The sequence below is a fragment of the Myxococcus hansupus genome (genome assembly GCF_000280925.3).
GTDB lineage: Bacteria > Myxococcota > Myxococcia > Myxococcales > Myxococcaceae > Myxococcus > Myxococcus hansupus.
The window spans coordinates 35500-50480 of the sequence record NZ_CP012109.1; the positions used below are offsets into that span (position 1 = coordinate 35500).

Annotated in this window: 17 protein-coding genes; 7 read left to right on the forward strand and 10 right to left on the reverse strand. The window is 68.8% G+C overall.

The genetic code is table 11. The annotated features are described in order from the left end of the window. From A176_RS00145 to A176_RS00155, 3 genes are all read right to left on the reverse strand, one after another. Complete coding sequence (locus tag A176_RS00145; protein WP_002638047.1) at positions 1–702, reverse strand: SDR family oxidoreductase; 702 nt, start codon at positions 700–702, stop codon at positions 1–3. A gap of 76 nt (positions 703–778) precedes the next feature. Next, a complete protein-coding gene (locus A176_RS00150; RefSeq protein WP_002638048.1) occupies positions 779–1354 on the reverse strand; it encodes a TetR/AcrR family transcriptional regulator in 576 nt (191 codons plus the stop codon). A 77-nt stretch (positions 1355–1431) separates the two neighbouring features. After that, on the reverse strand, positions 1432–2487 hold the full coding sequence (locus tag A176_RS00155) for an NAD(P)-dependent alcohol dehydrogenase (RefSeq protein WP_002638049.1): 1056 nt from the start codon (positions 2485–2487) through the stop codon (positions 1432–1434). 256 nt (positions 2488–2743) lie between these two features. Here A176_RS00155 and ppsA point away from each other — a divergent pair, with 256 nt between their 5' ends. After that, positions 2744–5083, forward strand: a complete 2340-nt coding sequence (gene ppsA / locus A176_RS00160; protein WP_002638050.1) for a phosphoenolpyruvate synthase — start codon at positions 2744–2746, stop codon at positions 5081–5083. Here the strand turns inward: ppsA and A176_RS00165 are convergent. Further along, complete coding sequence (locus A176_RS00165) at positions 5080–5994, reverse strand: bile acid:sodium symporter (protein WP_002638051.1); 915 nt, start codon at positions 5992–5994, stop codon at positions 5080–5082. The genes ppsA and A176_RS00165 overlap by 4 nt on opposite strands. Positions 5995–6009: 15 nt before the next feature. Between A176_RS00165 and A176_RS00170 the strand changes: the two genes are divergently transcribed. Further along, positions 6010–7164 carry a type I restriction enzyme HsdR N-terminal domain-containing protein gene (locus A176_RS00170; protein ID WP_049872211.1) on the forward strand — a complete coding sequence of 385 codons (1155 nt, stop codon included), beginning with the start codon at positions 6010–6012 and terminating at the stop codon, positions 7162–7164. A gap of 27 nt (positions 7165–7191) precedes the next feature. Here the strand turns inward: A176_RS00170 and A176_RS00175 are convergent, their stop codons facing one another. Then, positions 7192–7590, reverse strand: a complete 399-nt coding sequence (locus A176_RS00175) for a hypothetical protein (protein WP_002638053.1) — start codon at positions 7588–7590, stop codon at positions 7192–7194. 126 nt (positions 7591–7716) lie between these two features. On the opposite strand from A176_RS00175, the gene A176_RS00180 reads away from it, so the two are divergent. Together A176_RS00180 and A176_RS00185 are read left to right on the forward strand one after the other, a co-directional pair. Continuing rightward, a complete protein-coding gene (locus tag A176_RS00180; RefSeq protein WP_002638054.1) occupies positions 7717–8448 on the forward strand; it encodes a helix-turn-helix domain-containing protein in 732 nt (243 codons plus the stop codon). A 97-nt stretch (positions 8449–8545) separates the two neighbouring features. Next, the gene (locus A176_RS00185) at positions 8546–8920 is read left to right on the forward strand and encodes a VOC family protein (protein WP_002638055.1); all 375 of its coding nucleotides are present in this window, start codon (positions 8546–8548) and stop codon (positions 8918–8920) included. Positions 8921–8968: 48 nt separating this feature from the next. Here A176_RS00185 and A176_RS00190 read toward each other — a convergent pair whose 3' ends face one another. The 3 genes from A176_RS00190 to A176_RS00200 form a co-directional block, all read right to left on the reverse strand. Further along, complete coding sequence (locus A176_RS00190) at positions 8969–9376, reverse strand: hypothetical protein (protein WP_044889867.1); 408 nt, start codon at positions 9374–9376, stop codon at positions 8969–8971. 87 nt (positions 9377–9463) lie between these two features. Further along, positions 9464–10369 (reverse strand): bestrophin family protein, encoded by a 906-nt coding sequence (locus tag A176_RS00195; RefSeq protein ID WP_002638057.1) that lies wholly within the window; start codon positions 10367–10369, stop codon positions 9464–9466. A gap of 409 nt (positions 10370–10778) precedes the next feature. Further along, positions 10779–11093 (reverse strand): DUF378 domain-containing protein, encoded by a 315-nt coding sequence (locus A176_RS00200; protein WP_002638058.1) that lies wholly within the window; start codon positions 11091–11093, stop codon positions 10779–10781. 218 nt (positions 11094–11311) lie between these two features. Between A176_RS00200 and A176_RS00205 the strand changes: the two genes are divergently transcribed. The 3 genes from A176_RS00205 (at position 11312) to A176_RS39520 (ending at position 12992) form a co-directional block, all read left to right on the forward strand. Further along, entirely contained in the window at positions 11312–12124 is an 813-nt protein-coding gene (locus A176_RS00205; protein ID WP_063787441.1) for a hypothetical protein, read from the forward strand. Positions 12125–12258: 134 nt separating this feature from the next. Then, complete coding sequence (locus A176_RS00210) at positions 12259–12843, forward strand: glutathione S-transferase N-terminal domain-containing protein (RefSeq protein ID WP_226994123.1); 585 nt, start codon at positions 12259–12261, stop codon at positions 12841–12843. Next, positions 12783–12992 carry a hypothetical protein gene (locus A176_RS39520; RefSeq protein ID WP_420811424.1) on the forward strand — a complete coding sequence of 70 codons (210 nt, stop codon included), beginning with the start codon at positions 12783–12785 and terminating at the stop codon, positions 12990–12992. The genes A176_RS00210 and A176_RS39520 overlap by 61 nt, the downstream gene beginning before the upstream one ends. 10 nt (positions 12993–13002) lie before the next feature. Here A176_RS39520 and A176_RS00215 read toward each other — a convergent pair whose 3' ends face one another. Together A176_RS00215 and A176_RS00220 are read right to left on the reverse strand one after the other, a co-directional pair. Beyond that, positions 13003–13794 (reverse strand): hypothetical protein, encoded by a 792-nt coding sequence (locus A176_RS00215; RefSeq protein WP_002638061.1) that lies wholly within the window; start codon positions 13792–13794, stop codon positions 13003–13005. A 114-nt stretch (positions 13795–13908) separates the two neighbouring features. Then, a complete protein-coding gene (locus A176_RS00220; RefSeq protein WP_002638062.1) occupies positions 13909–14943 on the reverse strand; it encodes a rod shape-determining protein in 1035 nt (344 codons plus the stop codon). Between the last annotated feature and the right edge of the window lie 38 nt (positions 14944–14981).

A 14981-nucleotide genomic window follows, 5' to 3' on the forward strand; every position in this document is an offset into this window, starting at 1 on the left:
TCACGCGCCCGGCGCGACAAGATAGCCACCGGTGGAGAGGCCTCGTTTGACCATGCGGCTCACCTCATCGGCCAGCACTTCCTCCTCACCTGCTTCCAGCGCCTCCAACGTGAGACGCACCACGTCTGTAGGATTCGACTTCGGCGCGGAGACCGTCCGAGCCATGTCTGTGTCGATGAACCCGACATGCAACGCGACCACCTGAGTCCTCTGTTCGCGCAATTCCTGGCGCAAGCCATTGGTCATGGCCCATGCGGCGGCCTTGGAGGCGCTGTAGGTCGAGGTGCCCGGGAAGGAGTGCCAGCTCAACACGGACAACACGTTGATGATGGCGCCTCCGCCGTTGCGGGCCAGGATGGGGGCAAAGGCGCGGCTCGTCGCGAGCGGCCCCAGGTAGTTGGTCTCCATCTCGTTGCGAGCATGCGTGAGGACGTTCTCGTGGGTCAGGCCCGCGGGCTGGCTGATGCCCGCGTTGTTGATGAGCAGCGTCACGTCACCTGCCTCCCGCACCAGGGCCTCGAGCTGCTCGGGGCGTGTCACGTCGAGGCGCACGGGGACGATGCCCGGCACTGTGCTGGGGCCAGGCTCGCGAGCCGTCGCGTAGACCTTGCTCGCGCCTCGTTCGAGCAGACCCTTCGCGAAGGCGAGCCCGAGGCCGCGATTGGCTCCGGTGACCAAGGCCACTGCGTTCTGGAGATGCATGGTTCGGCTCCTGAATTATGACGGTCGTCATATTTTGCGGCGCGAGGCCGCGGTGAAAAGACTTGCCACGGAGTGCTCAGCGGCGCTTGTTGCTCACGGCGCGTTTCGCGGCGGTCCGGAAGGACTGCGCCAGTTTGGAGTCATTGACCGCGCGGGAAATCAGCAACGCGCCGACCATGGTGCTGAGCGCGGCCAGTGCCTGCTCCTGGCGTTGGTCGGCCGCGCCTGCGGGGAGCTGACCTTCGAGCAGCTCCAACATCCTCCGGACCTGCTCGGTGGTGACCGACCGGACCTCGCCGGACTGGCGCCGGGTCTCCGAGCCGAGCGCGGCGAGCGAGCAGCCCCGCTCCGGATGCTTCGCGTGCGCGTCGGACAGATAGGTGTCGAGCAGGGCCTCCAGTCCCTTGTCGGTGGGGGCCTTGCGGATGGCCTCCTGGAGCGAATGCATCGACTCCGCGGCGGCAGCTTCGAGCGATTCGGCGAGCAGCGCCTCCCGGGACGGGAAATGGGCGTAGAAGCCGCCGTGTGTGAGGCCGGCGTCCTTCATGATGTCCGCCACGCTGACGCCCTGGTAGCCCTCCTGGCGAATCGCACGGGCCGCGCTCCGGAGGATGCGCTCGTGGGTCTGTTCCTTCTTGGAGGTGCCCGTCATATGATGCTCATCATAAAAACGAGCCGCCGGATGTCAACGGAGAGTGCGGCGGCCCTCGGGAGAGGGCCCCTGTCCGCTCAAGGATGGATGGCGACCTTGAAGACGCCGTCGCGGCGCTCTCCGAAGAGGGCGTAGGCCTCCTGGATGTCGTCGAGCTTGAAGCGGTGGGTGATGAGTGGCGACAGGTCCACCCGCTTCTGCCGGACCACCTCCATGAGGCGGCGCATGCGCTCCTTGCCTCCCGGGCAGAGGGTGGTGACGATGCGGTGGTCTCCGAGTCCCGCGGAGAAGGCGTCGTAGGGCAGTTGGAGCTTGCCGGAGTACACGCCCAGGCTGGACAGCGTGCCCGCAGGCCGCAGGCAGCGCAGCGCGCTCTCGAAGGTCTGCTGGGTGCCCAGGGCTTCGATGGCCACGTCGGCGCCACCGCCCGTCAATCGCTTCACCTCGGCCACCACGTCCTGTTGCCGATAGTCGAGCACCACGTCCACGCCCATTCGCCGCGCCATCTTCAGCCGCCCTTCATCGCCATCCACGCCCACCACGAGCGACGCGCCCATCAACCGCGCGCCAATGGAGGCGCACAGGCCAATGGGCCCCTGCGCGAAGACGACCACGGCATCACCGATGCGCACGCCGCCCGACTCCGCGCCGCTGAAGCCCGTGGAGGCGATGTCCGCGAGCAGGAGGACCTGCTCGTCCGTGAGTCCATCGGGAATGGGCGCGAGGTTGGCCTGCGCCGCTGGAATCCGGATGTACTCCGCCTGGGCGCCATCCTGGGTGTTGCCCATCCGCCAGCCTCCGAGCGCCTCCCAGCCCTCGCCGTGGCCACACTGCGACAGGTGTCCCGCCAGGCACGCCCTGCACTGTCCACACGGGGTGATGGCGCCCACGAGGACGCGCTGCCCTGGCTGGTAACCCGTCACCCCGGGCCCGAGCTCCTCGATGACGCCCGCGGGCTCATGCCCGATGACGAGCCCTTCCCGCACCGGGTACTCGCCACGGACGATGTGGAGGTCCGTTCCGCAGACCGTCGTCAGGGTCATCCGGATGACGGCTTCGCCCGGGCCCGCGTGAGGTTTCTCGACCTCCTCGATGCCAAAGCGATTCACGCCACGAAAGACATTGGCTCGCATGTGCTCCCCCAAGGCAGGTGGTTCGCCTTGATTGAAGTTTCAACACGGCACCCCGCGTCCGGTGCGGCCAGCGCTGCAGGCGCTCGTGGCGACGCAGCGGTGGAGGCCGGTGGCTCGGGCACTCACCGAGCGACACGGTGGCTGGCGCCGCCTCGCGCGCGCCGCATCCTCCTCATGTGGGCCGGGGCCCGTTCGACAACAGGCCCTGGCCGAATCCGTTCGCCCCTTCCGGCGCCTGCTTCCTGGAGCCCCTGTCATGGACGTCTCACCTGAAACCGAGCAACCCCGTCAGGCCCAACGTGGGGACATGGACTCCGCGCCGCGCCTGCTGTGGTTCAGCGAGCTTTCCCGAGAGGACGTGGCCCTGGCGGGCGGCAAGGGCGCGAACCTGGGAGAAATGACGCGCGCCGGGCTGCCTGTGCCGCCGGGCTTCGTCGTCACCGCTCCGGCCTTTCAAGAGGCGATGGCCCCCGTGCGTGACCGGCTGCGCGCGCTTTGGGGGCAGGTCGACCCGGATGACCCGGCTTCACTGGCGCGGGTGACGGAGCAGCTCCGGCGCAGCGTGCGCGAGGTCTCCATTCCCGCGCGGCTGCGAGCGCGAATCCTGGAGGCGTATCACCAGCTCGGGGACGGGCGCGCGGTGGCGGTGCGCTCCTCGGCGACGTCCGAGGACACCCAGGACACCTCCTTCGCGGGAATGCACGAGTCATTCACCAACGTGGTGGGGGACGACGCGTTGATGAGCGCGCTGCGGGCGTGCTGGGCCTCTGCCTATGGCGAGCGGGTGGTGGCCTACCGGAAGGCGGAGGGGCTCACCGAGGAGCCCGCCATCGCGGTGGTGGTACAGGCCATGGTGGACTCGGCCCGCGCGGGCGTGATGTTCACCGCGGACCCGTCTTCGGGCGACACGGGTCGCATCGTCATCGAAGCGGCCTGGGGGCTGGGCGAGGTCGTGGTGGGCGGTCAGGTGGAGCCAGACACGTACCTCCTGCTCAAGCAGGGCCCTCGGGTGTGCGAGGTCCGGGTGGGGGACAAGAGCATCCGGCGCGTGCGCGACGCCGCGGGGCACGAGCAACTCGAGACGCTGAGCCCGGAGCAGGCACGGCAACGCGTGCTGAGTGACGTCGCCGTGCTGGAGCTGGCACGCCTGGGATTGCGCGTGGAGCAGCATTACGGCGCGCCGCAGGACATCGAGTGGGCGGAAGAAGGCGGCCGGCTGTTCCTGGTGCAGACGCGCCCGATTACGACGTTGAAGCCGGCGGGGGGGCCGGCGGATACCCATGCGGCGGAGCCTTCGGGCAAGACGCTCGTGCAGGGCCTGGGGGCTTCTCCGGGCGTGGCCTCGGGGCAGGTGCGCGTCCTGGGGGCTCCCTCGGAGGGGAGCCAGCTCCAGACGGGCGAGGTGCTGGTGGCCCAGATGACGTCACCGGACTGGGTGCCCACCATGCGGCGCGCCTCGGCCATCGTGACGGACCGGGGCGGCATGACGTGCCACGCCGCCATCGTCAGCCGCGAGCTGCACAAGCCCTGCGTGGTGGGCACGCGCACCGCGACGCGCACGCTGCGGGACGGCGAGGCGGTGACGGTGGATGGGACGACGGGAGCGGTGCGGGGGGGGAAGGAGGCGCCTCAGGCCGCTGGGCCGGTGGCGTCCACCGCGGTGGTGGCGGCGACAGCGGTGCTCGCCACGCGGCTCTACGTCAATCTGGCCCTGCCCTCCCAGGCGCGCGAGGCCGCGGCGCTTCCCGTGGATGGCGTGGGCCTGCTGCGCGCGGAGTTCATGCTCACCGATGCGCTGGGCGGTGTGCATCCACGGAAGCTGATTGCCGACGGCCGGAGCCGTGAGTTCGTGGACCGGATGGCGCACGCGCTGCTCCAGACGACGCGAGCTTTCCACCCTCGCCCCGTGGTGTACCGGACGACGGACTTCCGGACGAACGAGTTCCGAGGCCTGGAGGGCGGCGCGGAGTTCGAACCCGAGGAGTCCAACCCGATGATTGGCTTCCGGGGCGCGTACCGCTACCTGCGCGAGCCCGAGGTCTTCCTGTTGGAGCTGGAGGTGCTCGCGCGCGTTCGCGAGCAGACGCCCAACCTCCAGGTGATGCTCCCCTTCGTCCGCACGCGCTGGGAGCTGGAGGCCTGCCTGGAGCTCATCGCGCGAAGTCCGCTGGGGCGGCAGCGCGGCTTGAAGACATGGGTGATGGCGGAGGTCCCGTCCATCGTCTACCGCATCGCTGACTACGCGAAGTGTGGGATTGCGGGCGTGTCCATTGGCTCGAATGATTTGACGCAGTTGATGCTCGGCGTGGACCGCGATTCGGAGTCCTGCGCGGAGTTGTTCGACGAGGCGGACGCCGCGGTGCTGGCCGCCATCGGGGACATCATCCAGGCGTGCGAGGAAGCGGGCCTGACGTCCTCGCTGTGTGGCCAGGCGCCCTCGAACCGGCCGGACTTCGCGGAGCACCTGGTCCGCGCGGGGATTACGTCCATCTCCGTGGACCCGGCGGCGGTGCTCGCGACACAGCGGGTGATTGCGGCGGCGGAGCAGCGGCTGCTGCTGGCCGCGTCGAAGCGCGCCACGTTCCAGGGTTGTTAGGTCCGTCCCGAATGCATGAAGTCGCGCCGGGGCGGCTGCGCGCCATGGCGAAGGCGGTGCTTGTTCCAGAGGAAGTAGGGGGAGAGCGCGAGGGTGCGCAGCACCAGATAGACACACATGAAGGGCAGCAGTCGCAGTCCCTGGTCGGTGGCGCTCGCGACGGCGAGCGCGATGGAGGGGTTTCCAAAGACGGCGGCGAGCGCGAGCGCGGTCCGGTCCTCGGGCCGGGGGCCGCCCAGCAGATGGCCCAGCAGCGCCGAGCCCAGGGTCATCACCAGCATGCCCAGCAGCGTCCAGCCATTCACCTCTCTCAGTCGAGGGGCGCTGATGACCAGCAACGCGAGCACGGCGCAGATGAACACGGCCTTGAAGAGCCACAGCAAGGGCCGCAGCAGCGTCCGGGCCAGCGCCGGTCTCCATGCGCGCAACGTCCATCCCGCGACGAGCGGCACCAGGAAGGGCAGCATGACCTTCTCGAGGAGCCTGGCGGTGGGCGGCGCCCGGAACACCTCCGGGACGAAGTCGCTGAGCAGCCGGAGTGAGAGCGGCAGGAGGACGATGGCGGCCAGCGACAGCGTCAAGGACAGCGCCACCGTGAGGCTCAAGTCGCCCCGCTGCCGGTAGGCCGCGATGGCGACACTGGGCACGCCGGGGCTGATGGCCATCAACAGGAGGATGCCGGCGGCGAGGCGGGGCAGGGGAAGGACGTGCACCACCACGAGGGCGAGCAGCGGGACGGCCAGCAACACGGTGGGAAGTCCTCGCGCATAGGCGGGCAACCGCATCGCGCGTCTCACGCCGCTCGCCTCCACCGCCAGGCCGAGCACGAAGCCCATCAACACGACGAGGTGCTGGACCGCGAACTCGATTGCATGCCGCAAGCCCAGGGCGGCGGTCACCTCGATGCCCATGCGTGGAGGATGGCCATGCGGTGCCCCTGGGGGCACGATGACGGCGGTCGGCCGGGCGCGCGGTCCTTGGCGCGGATGGACTTCGCCATCTTCGACCAGACGGGCACCAAGCCGCTCATCGTCATCGAGACGAAGCCCCTGGGCACCGACCTCAAGGCCCGGGCTCAGCAATTGGCGCGCTACCTGTCCCAGCTCCCGGAGCTCCACTTCGGCATCATCACGGACGGGTGCCACTACCTGTTCTTCGGGGACCTGGACAATCCGAACGTCATGGACCCGGAGCCCTTCTTCACCTTCTCGTTGGAGGACACGAAGGCGGACTGGGCGAAGGTGGCGAAGTTCCTGTCCAAGTTCAGCCGCGATGCCTTCAACGCGACGACGCTGATTACAGACGCGGAGAACAGCCGCTACCGGCAGGGGATGATCGACAAGCTGGCGGCGGCCTTGAAGGCACCCGGCGAGCACGAGGCCTTCCTCAAGTGGCTCACGGAGGACATCTACAAGGGGAAGCGGACCACCGCGGTCATGGAGCGGCTCGCGGACGTCGCGAAGGAGGCCATCGAGCCGACGCTGCTCCGGGTGATGGGCGATGACTTCCTGAACAAGCTCAAGGAGCGCATCCAGCGGCTCAACGAGGGCGCGGAGCCGGTGGCCGCGCAGGAGGGCGCCAACGTCGTGAAGCCGGAGTCGGCCAAGCCCTTCGAGGCGGAGTCCCGCGCGCAGGCGGATGAGAAGGGCCGTCCCGCCGTGGAGACCACCGAAACGGAGCTGGAGTTCTACCGCGCGGTCCGGGACATCTGCGTCAAGAACGGCTACGTCGCCGACGACATCCTCTTCCGGGACACGGCCAACTATTTCAACGTGTCGTACAAGCGGCCCACGAAGTGGTTCGCCCGGTTCTTCGGCAACGGGAAGCGCAAGAGCATCGTGACCTGGGTCCCGGTGGAGGATGCGCGGGCCGTCGCCGCGGGCTTCGAGGTGGAGGCGTCGCCCGCGGCCCTGGGGACCAGCCGCGTCTACATCGAGTCGGTGCCCCAGGTCTGGGCGCTGAAGGCGCTGCTGACCCGCAGCCTGGAGCTGTCGAAGACGGCGCGGGAGGACTCCCCGGCGGCGGACGCCGCGGCGCAGGACGAGACGAAGCCCGCGTTGAAGGTCGTCACCAGCGGGTGAGCCCACCGCGCGTGGTGAGGGCGGGGTTCATGCCGCCGCCGCGCGAATCGCCGGGAAGCCCATGGCCTTGAGCGCGAAGACGCCTGCCACGGCGACAGCCTGCCCGGCGATGAGCGCGTTGCCCACGGCCGTGAGGGTCTCCGCGTGCAGCACCATGAGCAGGATGCTGCCGAGGACCCAACCGCCGTCCACGAAGAAGTGGACCAGGACGGCGCCAGGGACGGGCTGCCGCGAGACCCAGTAGTTGAACGCGCCCCAGGGCATCAGGAAGAGGCCGAGGCCGAACAGGAAGCTGGACGGCAGCGCCCAGCCCGCGAGCTGGGTGAGTGTGGGTGCAAGCAGCATCAGCGCCAGGCCCAGGCCCAGCGCGGCGGCCGTATCGACCTGGTAGACGAAGCGGGGATTCTGAAGGAACCGAGGCAGCATGGTGCTCTCCGAGTGGGTGGGGACGGGAGGCAGAGTGTTCCTGGCAGGGAATGTTCTCAATTACCTCGAAGGTCATCGTCGCGCGTCACGGGCTGCGGCAGTCTGGGCTCGAAAGGGAACACGGCGATGATTGGACCGCTGCTCAAGGAGTGGAGAACCCTGCGTGGCAAGAGCCAGTTGGCGCTCGCGCTGGAGGCACAGGTGTCGGCACGCCACCTGTCGTTCCTGGAGTCGGGCCGCTCCGGCGCCAGCCAGGACATGGTCCTGCGGTTGGCGGAGGCGCTGGGCCTGGGGCTGCGGGACCGCAACGCCCTGCTGGTGGCGGCGGGCTTCGCACCGCAGTTCGGCGAGCGGGGCTGGAACAGCGCGGAGCTGTCGGAGGTCCGCCGGGCGGCCGGTCTCATCCTCGCTTCGCATGAGCCCTACCCCGCCATCGTGGTGGATGGCACCTACACCGTGCTCGACGCGAACTCCGGAGCGCTCGCGTTGATGGGACATCCGCGCGAGGCCCTGGGGCAGGTCAACCTGATGGACCTCGTCTTCGTGCCCGGGCCCGTGCGCGAAGCCATTGGCAACTGGGAAGAGGTCGCGAGGTATCTGCTTCACCGGTTGCGAGAGGGCACGCGGCTGAGGGGCCCTCGGTCCCCCGTGGCGGCCGTGCTTGCGCGCGTGCTCGCCCAGCCAGGCGTCGAGGCGTTGACCTCACTGCGGCCCGCCAACGCGGGCTCCGTGCTGGTGCCGCTGACCTTCACCCGCGATGGGACGACGACGCGCTGGTACACAACGCTCACCAGCTTCGGCGCGCCCCAGGATGCCCTGGTGGAGGAAATCACCATCGAGCAGTTCCATCCGATGTGACGGGTTATTCCCCCGGCGGTGACGTGTTGCGGCGCGTGCGTGCCATGGCCATTTGATGGAGAGGGCTGGGCCCGGTCATCCACCCTGGGAGGCAGGCATGTTTGGCAACACGCAGGCGTTCAGCGGTTTCGCGGTGAAGGACGTGGTGGCGGCCCAGAAGTTCTACGGCGAGACGCTGGGCCTGAAGACAGACGTGTCGGACGGCATGCTGACGCTGCACCTCGCGGGTGGCCGGGACGTCCTCGTCTATCCCAAGGACAACCACACGCCCGCGACGTACACGATTCTCAACTTCCCCGTGGACGACATCGAGAAGTCCGTGGACGAACTGGGCCGCCGGGGCGTGCGCTTCGAGCGTTATGACGGCTTCGACGCGGACGCGAAGGGCATTGTCCGGAGCGACATGGGGCCGCCCATCGCCTGGTTCACGGACCCCTCGGGGAACGTGCTGTCCGTGCTCCAGACGAAGTAGGCGGGGGCCTGGAGTGCCTCCAGGCCACCCGCGGTGGGGCGAGGCGAATCAGAGCGCCTTTTCGAGCGTCGTCTGCAGCGATTGCACCCGGGTGTCCACGTCGTCGACGTTGCAGAACCGGTGGTCCAGCGTGAGGGTTCCGTCCTCGAAGGTGACCCACTCCGCGCCGTAGACGTCCTTGACGTCCTGGATGACGATCTTCTTCAGGTGGCTCACGAGCGCCTCCTTGCCCATGTCATCGATGCAGATGTTCTTGAACGCGATGACGACGGGCTGGAAGTAGAGCGTCGGCCAGGACTCGGTCCAGGAGCCGGAGTACGCGTCGTCCTTGGTGAGCGAGTCCCACTTCACTTCGATGGGAACGTCGAAGCCCGCGGCCTCGTCAATCTGCTGCTTCAGGCCCGGCAGGACGTTGGTCTCGAAGTTCTTCACGATACGGCGTTCAGCGAGTCCCATGATTCCCCCTCAAGGGTGTTGTTGCCCTTCATAGGATTATCAAGGGGCGCCTTCGCTCTAGAACAGGAAAAACGCGAGGCGGGCCGCTTACAGGAGGATGAAGTCGCGTGGCTGAAGGGGCTCGGGCTGGGGTTCGCCCAGGGCTTCTTGCAGGTTCATCTCCACGGTGCGCGCCATCGCCAGCAGGGAGAGGTCGTTGGGCTCCGTCCCGAAAGGCTCCTCCAGCTCATCGCTCAAGCGGTCGAGCCCGAAGAAGGTGTAGGCAATCATCGCGGCGAGCACGGGCGTGAACCAGCCCAGCGCCTCCGCGAGGCCGAAGGGGAGCAGCAGGCAGAACAGGTAGGCGGTGCGGTGCAGCAGCACCGTGTACGTGAAAGGCAGCGGTGTGAAGCGGATGCGCTCACACGCGGAGAGCACGCTCATCATGCCGTGGACGCGTGTCCTCAGCTCGCTCCAGGTGATGTCGGTGAGCTGCTTCTCCCGGAGCAGCGCGGCCAGCTCGCGGTCATGTTCGCGGAGCAGGGCATTGGGCCGGTTCTGGCTGGCCAGGACGCGTGCGGCTTCTGGCTCCGGGAGGAGGCGGACGAGGTCCTCGCGGGCATCGTGTCCACGCAGGTGCGCGGCCAGTGCATGGGCGAAGGCGATGTTCCGCCGCACCAGCCCTCGCGCGCCGGCGCCGCCCAGGAGCGCGATGGCTTCATGGGAGAACGACCGCAGCTCGATGATGAGCGCGCCCCAGTGCTTCCGGGCCTCCCACCAACGGTCGTAGCAAGCGTTGTTCCGGAACCCGAGGAAGATGGAGAGGGCGATGCCGAGCAAGGACAGCGGCGCCGGCGAGGTGACCTGCAGGTGCAGATGCCCTTGCTGATATGCCCAGACGACGAGCGCGGAGAGCGCCGCGATGCCCAGGACATGGGGCAGGACGCGCGGCAGGATGGTTCCTCGCACGACGAAGAGGAGCCGAATCGAGCTGAGACGGGGGCGGACAATCACGGGCAGGGGCCTTCCTGCGCCAAATGCCCCGAGTCAGCAAGTGCCCCGCTCCGAGGCCCGTTCAGCCATTAGGGAGAGCGGGGTCCGCAGGTAAGCGGATACCACTGTCCATCGCGAATGCACCCGATGGTCTGATCGGCGAAGGACCAGACGCCCTCCGAGGAACCTCGCAGTACGGTGAACTGCAACGGCGCTCCGTCGGGAAGCGCCAGGGGGCGCAGCGTCGTGTCGGACGCATGGTCGATGCCGGCCAGATGCGCGACGTAGAGGACATGGCGGCGGCTTCCGCGCGCGGAGGCCCCGGCCCGGTGGTGTGACGGGCCGAGGTGCAACCGCGCCGTTGGGGGTCGCCGAACGTACCACCCGGTTTCGACGCGGGCGGGCCGGAAGAACCGCGGGCCCGCTCGCGTCAGGGACGCACTTCGGTCCTGCGGTGGAACCCCATGTCCGTTCTCGGCGTGGTGGTGGTGGTCGTCGTCGTGGCTCCCAGGCTCTTCTTCCACGGGAAGGTGAGCGCCAGCGCGACGCCCGACAGACCCACGATGGAGTAGATGAGTCGGCTCAGCGCGCTCATCGCCGTCCGGGTCTCGCCACCGAACAGCGCGTTCACGAGGTTCCAGTTGAAGAAGCCAATCAGGCCCCAGTTGATGGCGCCGATGATGGCCAGCACGGCCATCGCCTTGGCGAGCCCTCCTCGGGTTCGGTCCGCTTCCACTCGTTCCATGGCTCGTATCCTTGGCTAGGTGTGTCCCATCCGGGCGGATGGGTGATGCCTCCCGGATAAGGTGTTGCCCGGAACCGTCCTGGCTACTGCGCCCGCGTCAATTGCCAAGGCTCGGTGCGTCGGCCGCCGTGCCGTCTCGCGGCCGTGCCCCACGCGGGGCGCGCGTCGCCGCGTGAGTGGGTTTCTGGGGCCTGCGCGGCCTGTTAGACGTGTCAGGCATGTCCTCAGCGCCACCTCGCTCGCCCCCTGTTTCGCCGCATGACTATGCGCCCGCCGTCGATGCGGTGGTCGCCCAGCTCCTGACGGGCGGCGTGCTCCGAGGGAATCGTCGTCGCGCCGAGCAGTTGTCTCGGTGCCTGATGCAGGCGCCCGTTCCGGAGACGATCGAGGCGCTGCTGGACCGGCTCTACGCGGCGCCCTCCTACGGAAAGGACGGCGTCTTCGGTGATGAGACCAGCGCGTTCGCCCTGGTGCGGTTGGCGCTTCACCTGTTCGGTCCGCCCACCCGCACGGCGTCGGTGCCAGGAGACCTGGTGGTCTCCAATCACCGTGAGGGCGCTGTCCGGAGTCCGCTCTGGATTCCCGGCCACCTGAACATCGAGGGGTCGCTCGACGTGGACGAGGGCGCGTGGCTGCTCTGCACCGGAGACGTCCGCGTGGGCGGAGCCACCGTCGACTACGAGCCGGGTTCAATCATCGCGGTGGGCGGCTCGCTCTCCACCGCGCGGATGAGCACCCTGGGCGCCGTCGTCATTGGCGGGAACCTGGACGTCGCGGACACGCTGCTGGCCTGGCGGAACGATGAGCGACTCGTCGTCGAGCAGACGCTGCGCGCGGGCCTGCTGGTGGCGTGTGACCACACCGTGGTCGCGGCGCACGTGGACGCTGTCCGCTTGGACTCGGACGCGGAGGGGTCGCTGCTTCACCAGTACCTGCGCGACGAAGTCCTGACTGGGGCTCCCGGCGACCTGCGCCTGGATGTCGAGGCCGCGGACCAATGGATTCGGAGGAACGCGTCGCCTCGGCGGTGAGGGGGCTCAGCGGGCGGGGATGTCCGCCAGCCGCCTGGAGATGCTCGCGCCGACAGCCATTGGCGCAAGGCCTGACATCCGGCGGGGGCCGCCCTGGAGTCGTGCCCGCAGTCGGGCGTACTGTCCCGGGCGGCATGCGCACACTCTACGGATTGAGCTACTCGGGTTGGACGGAGAAGGCCCGCTGGGCGTTGGACCACCACCGGGTGGCCTATCGCTACCACGAGCACCTGCCGCTCCTTGGCGAGCCGTTGCTGCGTTGGCGCACGCCCCGGGGCACGCGGCCCGCCGTGCCGCTGCTCATCGATGACGGCGAGGCCTTCCCCGGCTCGTTCACCATCGCGAGGCGCGCCGAGGAGCTGGGGCAGGGTGAGCCTCTCTTCTCCGCCGCGGACCTGCCCGCCATCCAGCGCTGGGAGGCTGACAGTGAGCAGGTGCTCTCCGCGGCGCGGGCCCGGGTGGTGGCGAGGCTGATTCAGAATCCCCAGGCCCAGGCGGAGAGCCTTCCCGCCTTCCTGCCCTCGGGCTCCGGCCGCTGCTGGCGCCCACCGCGAAGCTGGGCGCGCGCTTCGTGGCCCGCAAGCACCACGCGCCGGGTGACGCGGAGGTCGCGATTCGCGACACCGTCATCCCCGCGCTGGAGCGGCTGCGCGAGTCATTGCGAGGCCAGCCGTACCTGCTCGGCCACTTCAGCTACGCGGACATCACGGCCGCACTGATGCTCCAGTGCGTGCGGCCCGTGGATGACAGCCATCTCCCCCTGGGCCCGGGCACGCGGGAGGTGTGGTCCGACGCGGCGCTCGCGGAGCGGTTCCCGGACCTGCTCGCGTGGCGGGACGGCCTCTACGCGAAGCACCGCCGTCCCTGACCCGCGCGCGTCACGGCGTCGGCGGAGGCGTGGTGCCTTGCGGAACGTGGAGGCCCTGCTGCCCCAATCGCTGACGGACCATCTCCTGAATCTGCTCGGGCGTCTTGCCCTCGAAGTCCTTGGCGGTGAAGGCCGCGGGCACCGAGGCCGGCAGGCCCGTGGCGGTGGTGGGCGGCGCCACCTTGCGGTAGCCCGCGGGCACCTTGAAGCGTGAGTCGGGCTGCTTGCCCTGCTGGATGTTCGTGAGGTTGACCTCGGTCACCTGTCCCGAGGGGCTCGTCGTGCGCGCGCGCACGTAGGGGACTTCGGGCAGGTCGGTGGGCCGCCACAGCTTCTGCTGCGTCGGCACGCCCGTGGCGCCGGGGATGGTGCCTTCGTACACGGCGGAGGGATGCCCGTTCACCTGCTCCGTCCCCACCTGCCGGTAGCCCTGCTCCTTGAAGCAGGCGTCGTAGCTCTGCGTCTTGCTGGTGCACGACGCGGGCAGCTTCACCGGAAGGTCATCCAGGCTCCGCTCGGTGGCCACCTTGTGCGCGTGGACCAGCGTGGTGCCCGTGCGCTTCTCGAAGTCGAACAGGATGGACATGCTGCCGCCGGACATGTCGGGCAGCTCCGCGTCCATGCGCATCAGCCCCTTGCGGCCGTACACCTTGCCTTGGATGTCCGGCGGCGGCTTCTTGCCGGCCTCCAGCTTCATCTTCGTGACGACGTCCGCGGACCAATCCGCGAGGGCCGGGGAGGCCACCAGCAGGGCGGCGGCGGTGAGCGCGGACAGCCTGGGACGCGAAGAGGTCGTTCTCATGCGCGCACCACAGTCCACTGTCCGCGGGCCTGTCAAACCCAGCCCTGAAAAGCGAAACGGCGCCAGCCTCGTGAGAGGTGGCGCCGTGGGGCCTGGCAGGGTGGAGCGTGAGGCTCAGCCCGGCTGGCAGACCTGCCGGAGGATGTCGAGCGACTCCAGCGCCTTGCCCGCGCCAATCACGACGGCGGACAGCGGGTCCTCGGCGAGGAACACGGGCAGGCCCGTCTCCTCGCGCAGCAGGGTGTCCAGGTTCTTCAGCAGCGCGCCGCCACCGGCCAGCACGATGCCGCGGTCGGCGATGTCACCGGCGAGCTCGGGCGGTGTGCGCTCCAGCGTCAGCTTCACCGCTTCGACGATGCCGTTGACGGGCTCGGCGAGCGCGTCCCGGACCTCGTCGCTGGACACGGTCAGCGTGCGCGGCACGCCGGCCACCAGGTCACGACCCTTGATCTCCATGGTCATGACCTCGTCCGTCGGGTACGCGGTGCCGATGCCCATCTTGATGAGCTCCGCCGTGCGCTCGCCGATGAGCAGGTTGTACTTGCGCTTCACGTACTGAATGATGGCTTCGTCCAGCTTGTCGCCGCCGATGCGCACGCTCTTGGCGAACACGATGCCGGCGAGGCTGATGACCGCGACGTCGGAGGTGCCGCCGCCGATGTCCACAATCATGTTGCCGCTGGGCTCCGTCACCGGGAGGCCCGCGCCAATGGCCGCCGCCATGGGCTGCTCGATGAGGTAGACCTCGCGGGCGCCGGCGTTGGCCGCGGCCTCGCGCACCGCGCGGCGCTCCACCTCGGTGATGCCGGAGGGGATGCCGATGATGATGCGCGGGTTGACCAGCGTCTTGCGGTTGTGGGCGCTCTGGATGAAGTAGCGCAGCATCGCCGCCGTGATTTCGAAGTCGGCGATGACGCCGTCCTTCATCGGGCGAATGGCCACGATGTTGCCCGGGGTGCGCCCGAGCATCTCCTTGGCTTCCTTACCCACCGCGAGGACCTTCTTGCCCCCGCGCGCGTCATGCTGGACGGCCACCACCGAGGGCTCGTTGGAGACGATGCCCTGGCCGCGGATGTAGATGAGCGTGTTCGCCGTGCCGAGGTCGATGGCGAGGTCACGCGAGAAGAGGGTGTGAAGCCAGTCAAACATACGGGGGCGGGAACTTTCGGGGGGTCGGCGGAATTTCC

What these genes read in the sequence shown, in the direction of transcription:
- A176_RS00190 (WP_044889867.1), bottom strand. Translation starts at nt 9,376, where the DNA reads ATGGGACTCGCTGAACGCCGTATCGTGAAGAACTTCGAGACCAACGTC.
- A176_RS00200 (WP_002638058.1), bottom strand. Translation starts at nt 11,093, where the DNA reads ATGGAACGAGTGGAAGCGGACCGAACCCGAGGAGGGCTCGCCAAGGCG.
- A176_RS00155 (WP_002638049.1), bottom strand. Translation starts at nt 2,487, where the DNA reads ATGCGAGCCAATGTCTTTCGTGGCGTGAATCGCTTTGGCATCGAGGAG.
- ppsA (WP_002638050.1), top strand. Translation starts at nt 2,744, where the DNA reads ATGGACGTCTCACCTGAAACCGAGCAACCCCGTCAGGCCCAACGTGGG.
- A176_RS00180 (WP_002638054.1), top strand. Translation starts at nt 7,717, where the DNA reads ATGATTGGACCGCTGCTCAAGGAGTGGAGAACCCTGCGTGGCAAGAGC.
- A176_RS00170 (WP_049872211.1), top strand. Translation starts at nt 6,010, where the DNA reads ATGCGGTGCCCCTGGGGGCACGATGACGGCGGTCGGCCGGGCGCGCGG.
- A176_RS00215 (WP_002638061.1), bottom strand. Translation starts at nt 13,794, where the DNA reads ATGAGAACGACCTCTTCGCGTCCCAGGCTGTCCGCGCTCACCGCCGCC.
- A176_RS00185 (WP_002638055.1), top strand. Translation starts at nt 8,546, where the DNA reads ATGTTTGGCAACACGCAGGCGTTCAGCGGTTTCGCGGTGAAGGACGTG.
- A176_RS00150 (WP_002638048.1), bottom strand. Translation starts at nt 1,354, where the DNA reads ATGACGGGCACCTCCAAGAAGGAACAGACCCACGAGCGCATCCTCCGG.
- A176_RS00165 (WP_002638051.1), bottom strand. Translation starts at nt 5,994, where the DNA reads ATGGGCATCGAGGTGACCGCCGCCCTGGGCTTGCGGCATGCAATCGAG.
- A176_RS00145 (WP_002638047.1), bottom strand. Translation starts at nt 702, where the DNA reads ATGCATCTCCAGAACGCAGTGGCCTTGGTCACCGGAGCCAATCGCGGC.
- A176_RS00210 (WP_226994123.1), top strand. Translation starts at nt 12,259, where the DNA reads ATGCGCACACTCTACGGATTGAGCTACTCGGGTTGGACGGAGAAGGCC.
- A176_RS00220 (WP_002638062.1), bottom strand. Translation starts at nt 14,943, where the DNA reads ATGTTTGACTGGCTTCACACCCTCTTCTCGCGTGACCTCGCCATCGAC.
- A176_RS00175 (WP_002638053.1), bottom strand. Translation starts at nt 7,590, where the DNA reads ATGCTGCCTCGGTTCCTTCAGAATCCCCGCTTCGTCTACCAGGTCGAT.
- A176_RS00205 (WP_063787441.1), top strand. Translation starts at nt 11,312, where the DNA reads ATGTCCTCAGCGCCACCTCGCTCGCCCCCTGTTTCGCCGCATGACTAT.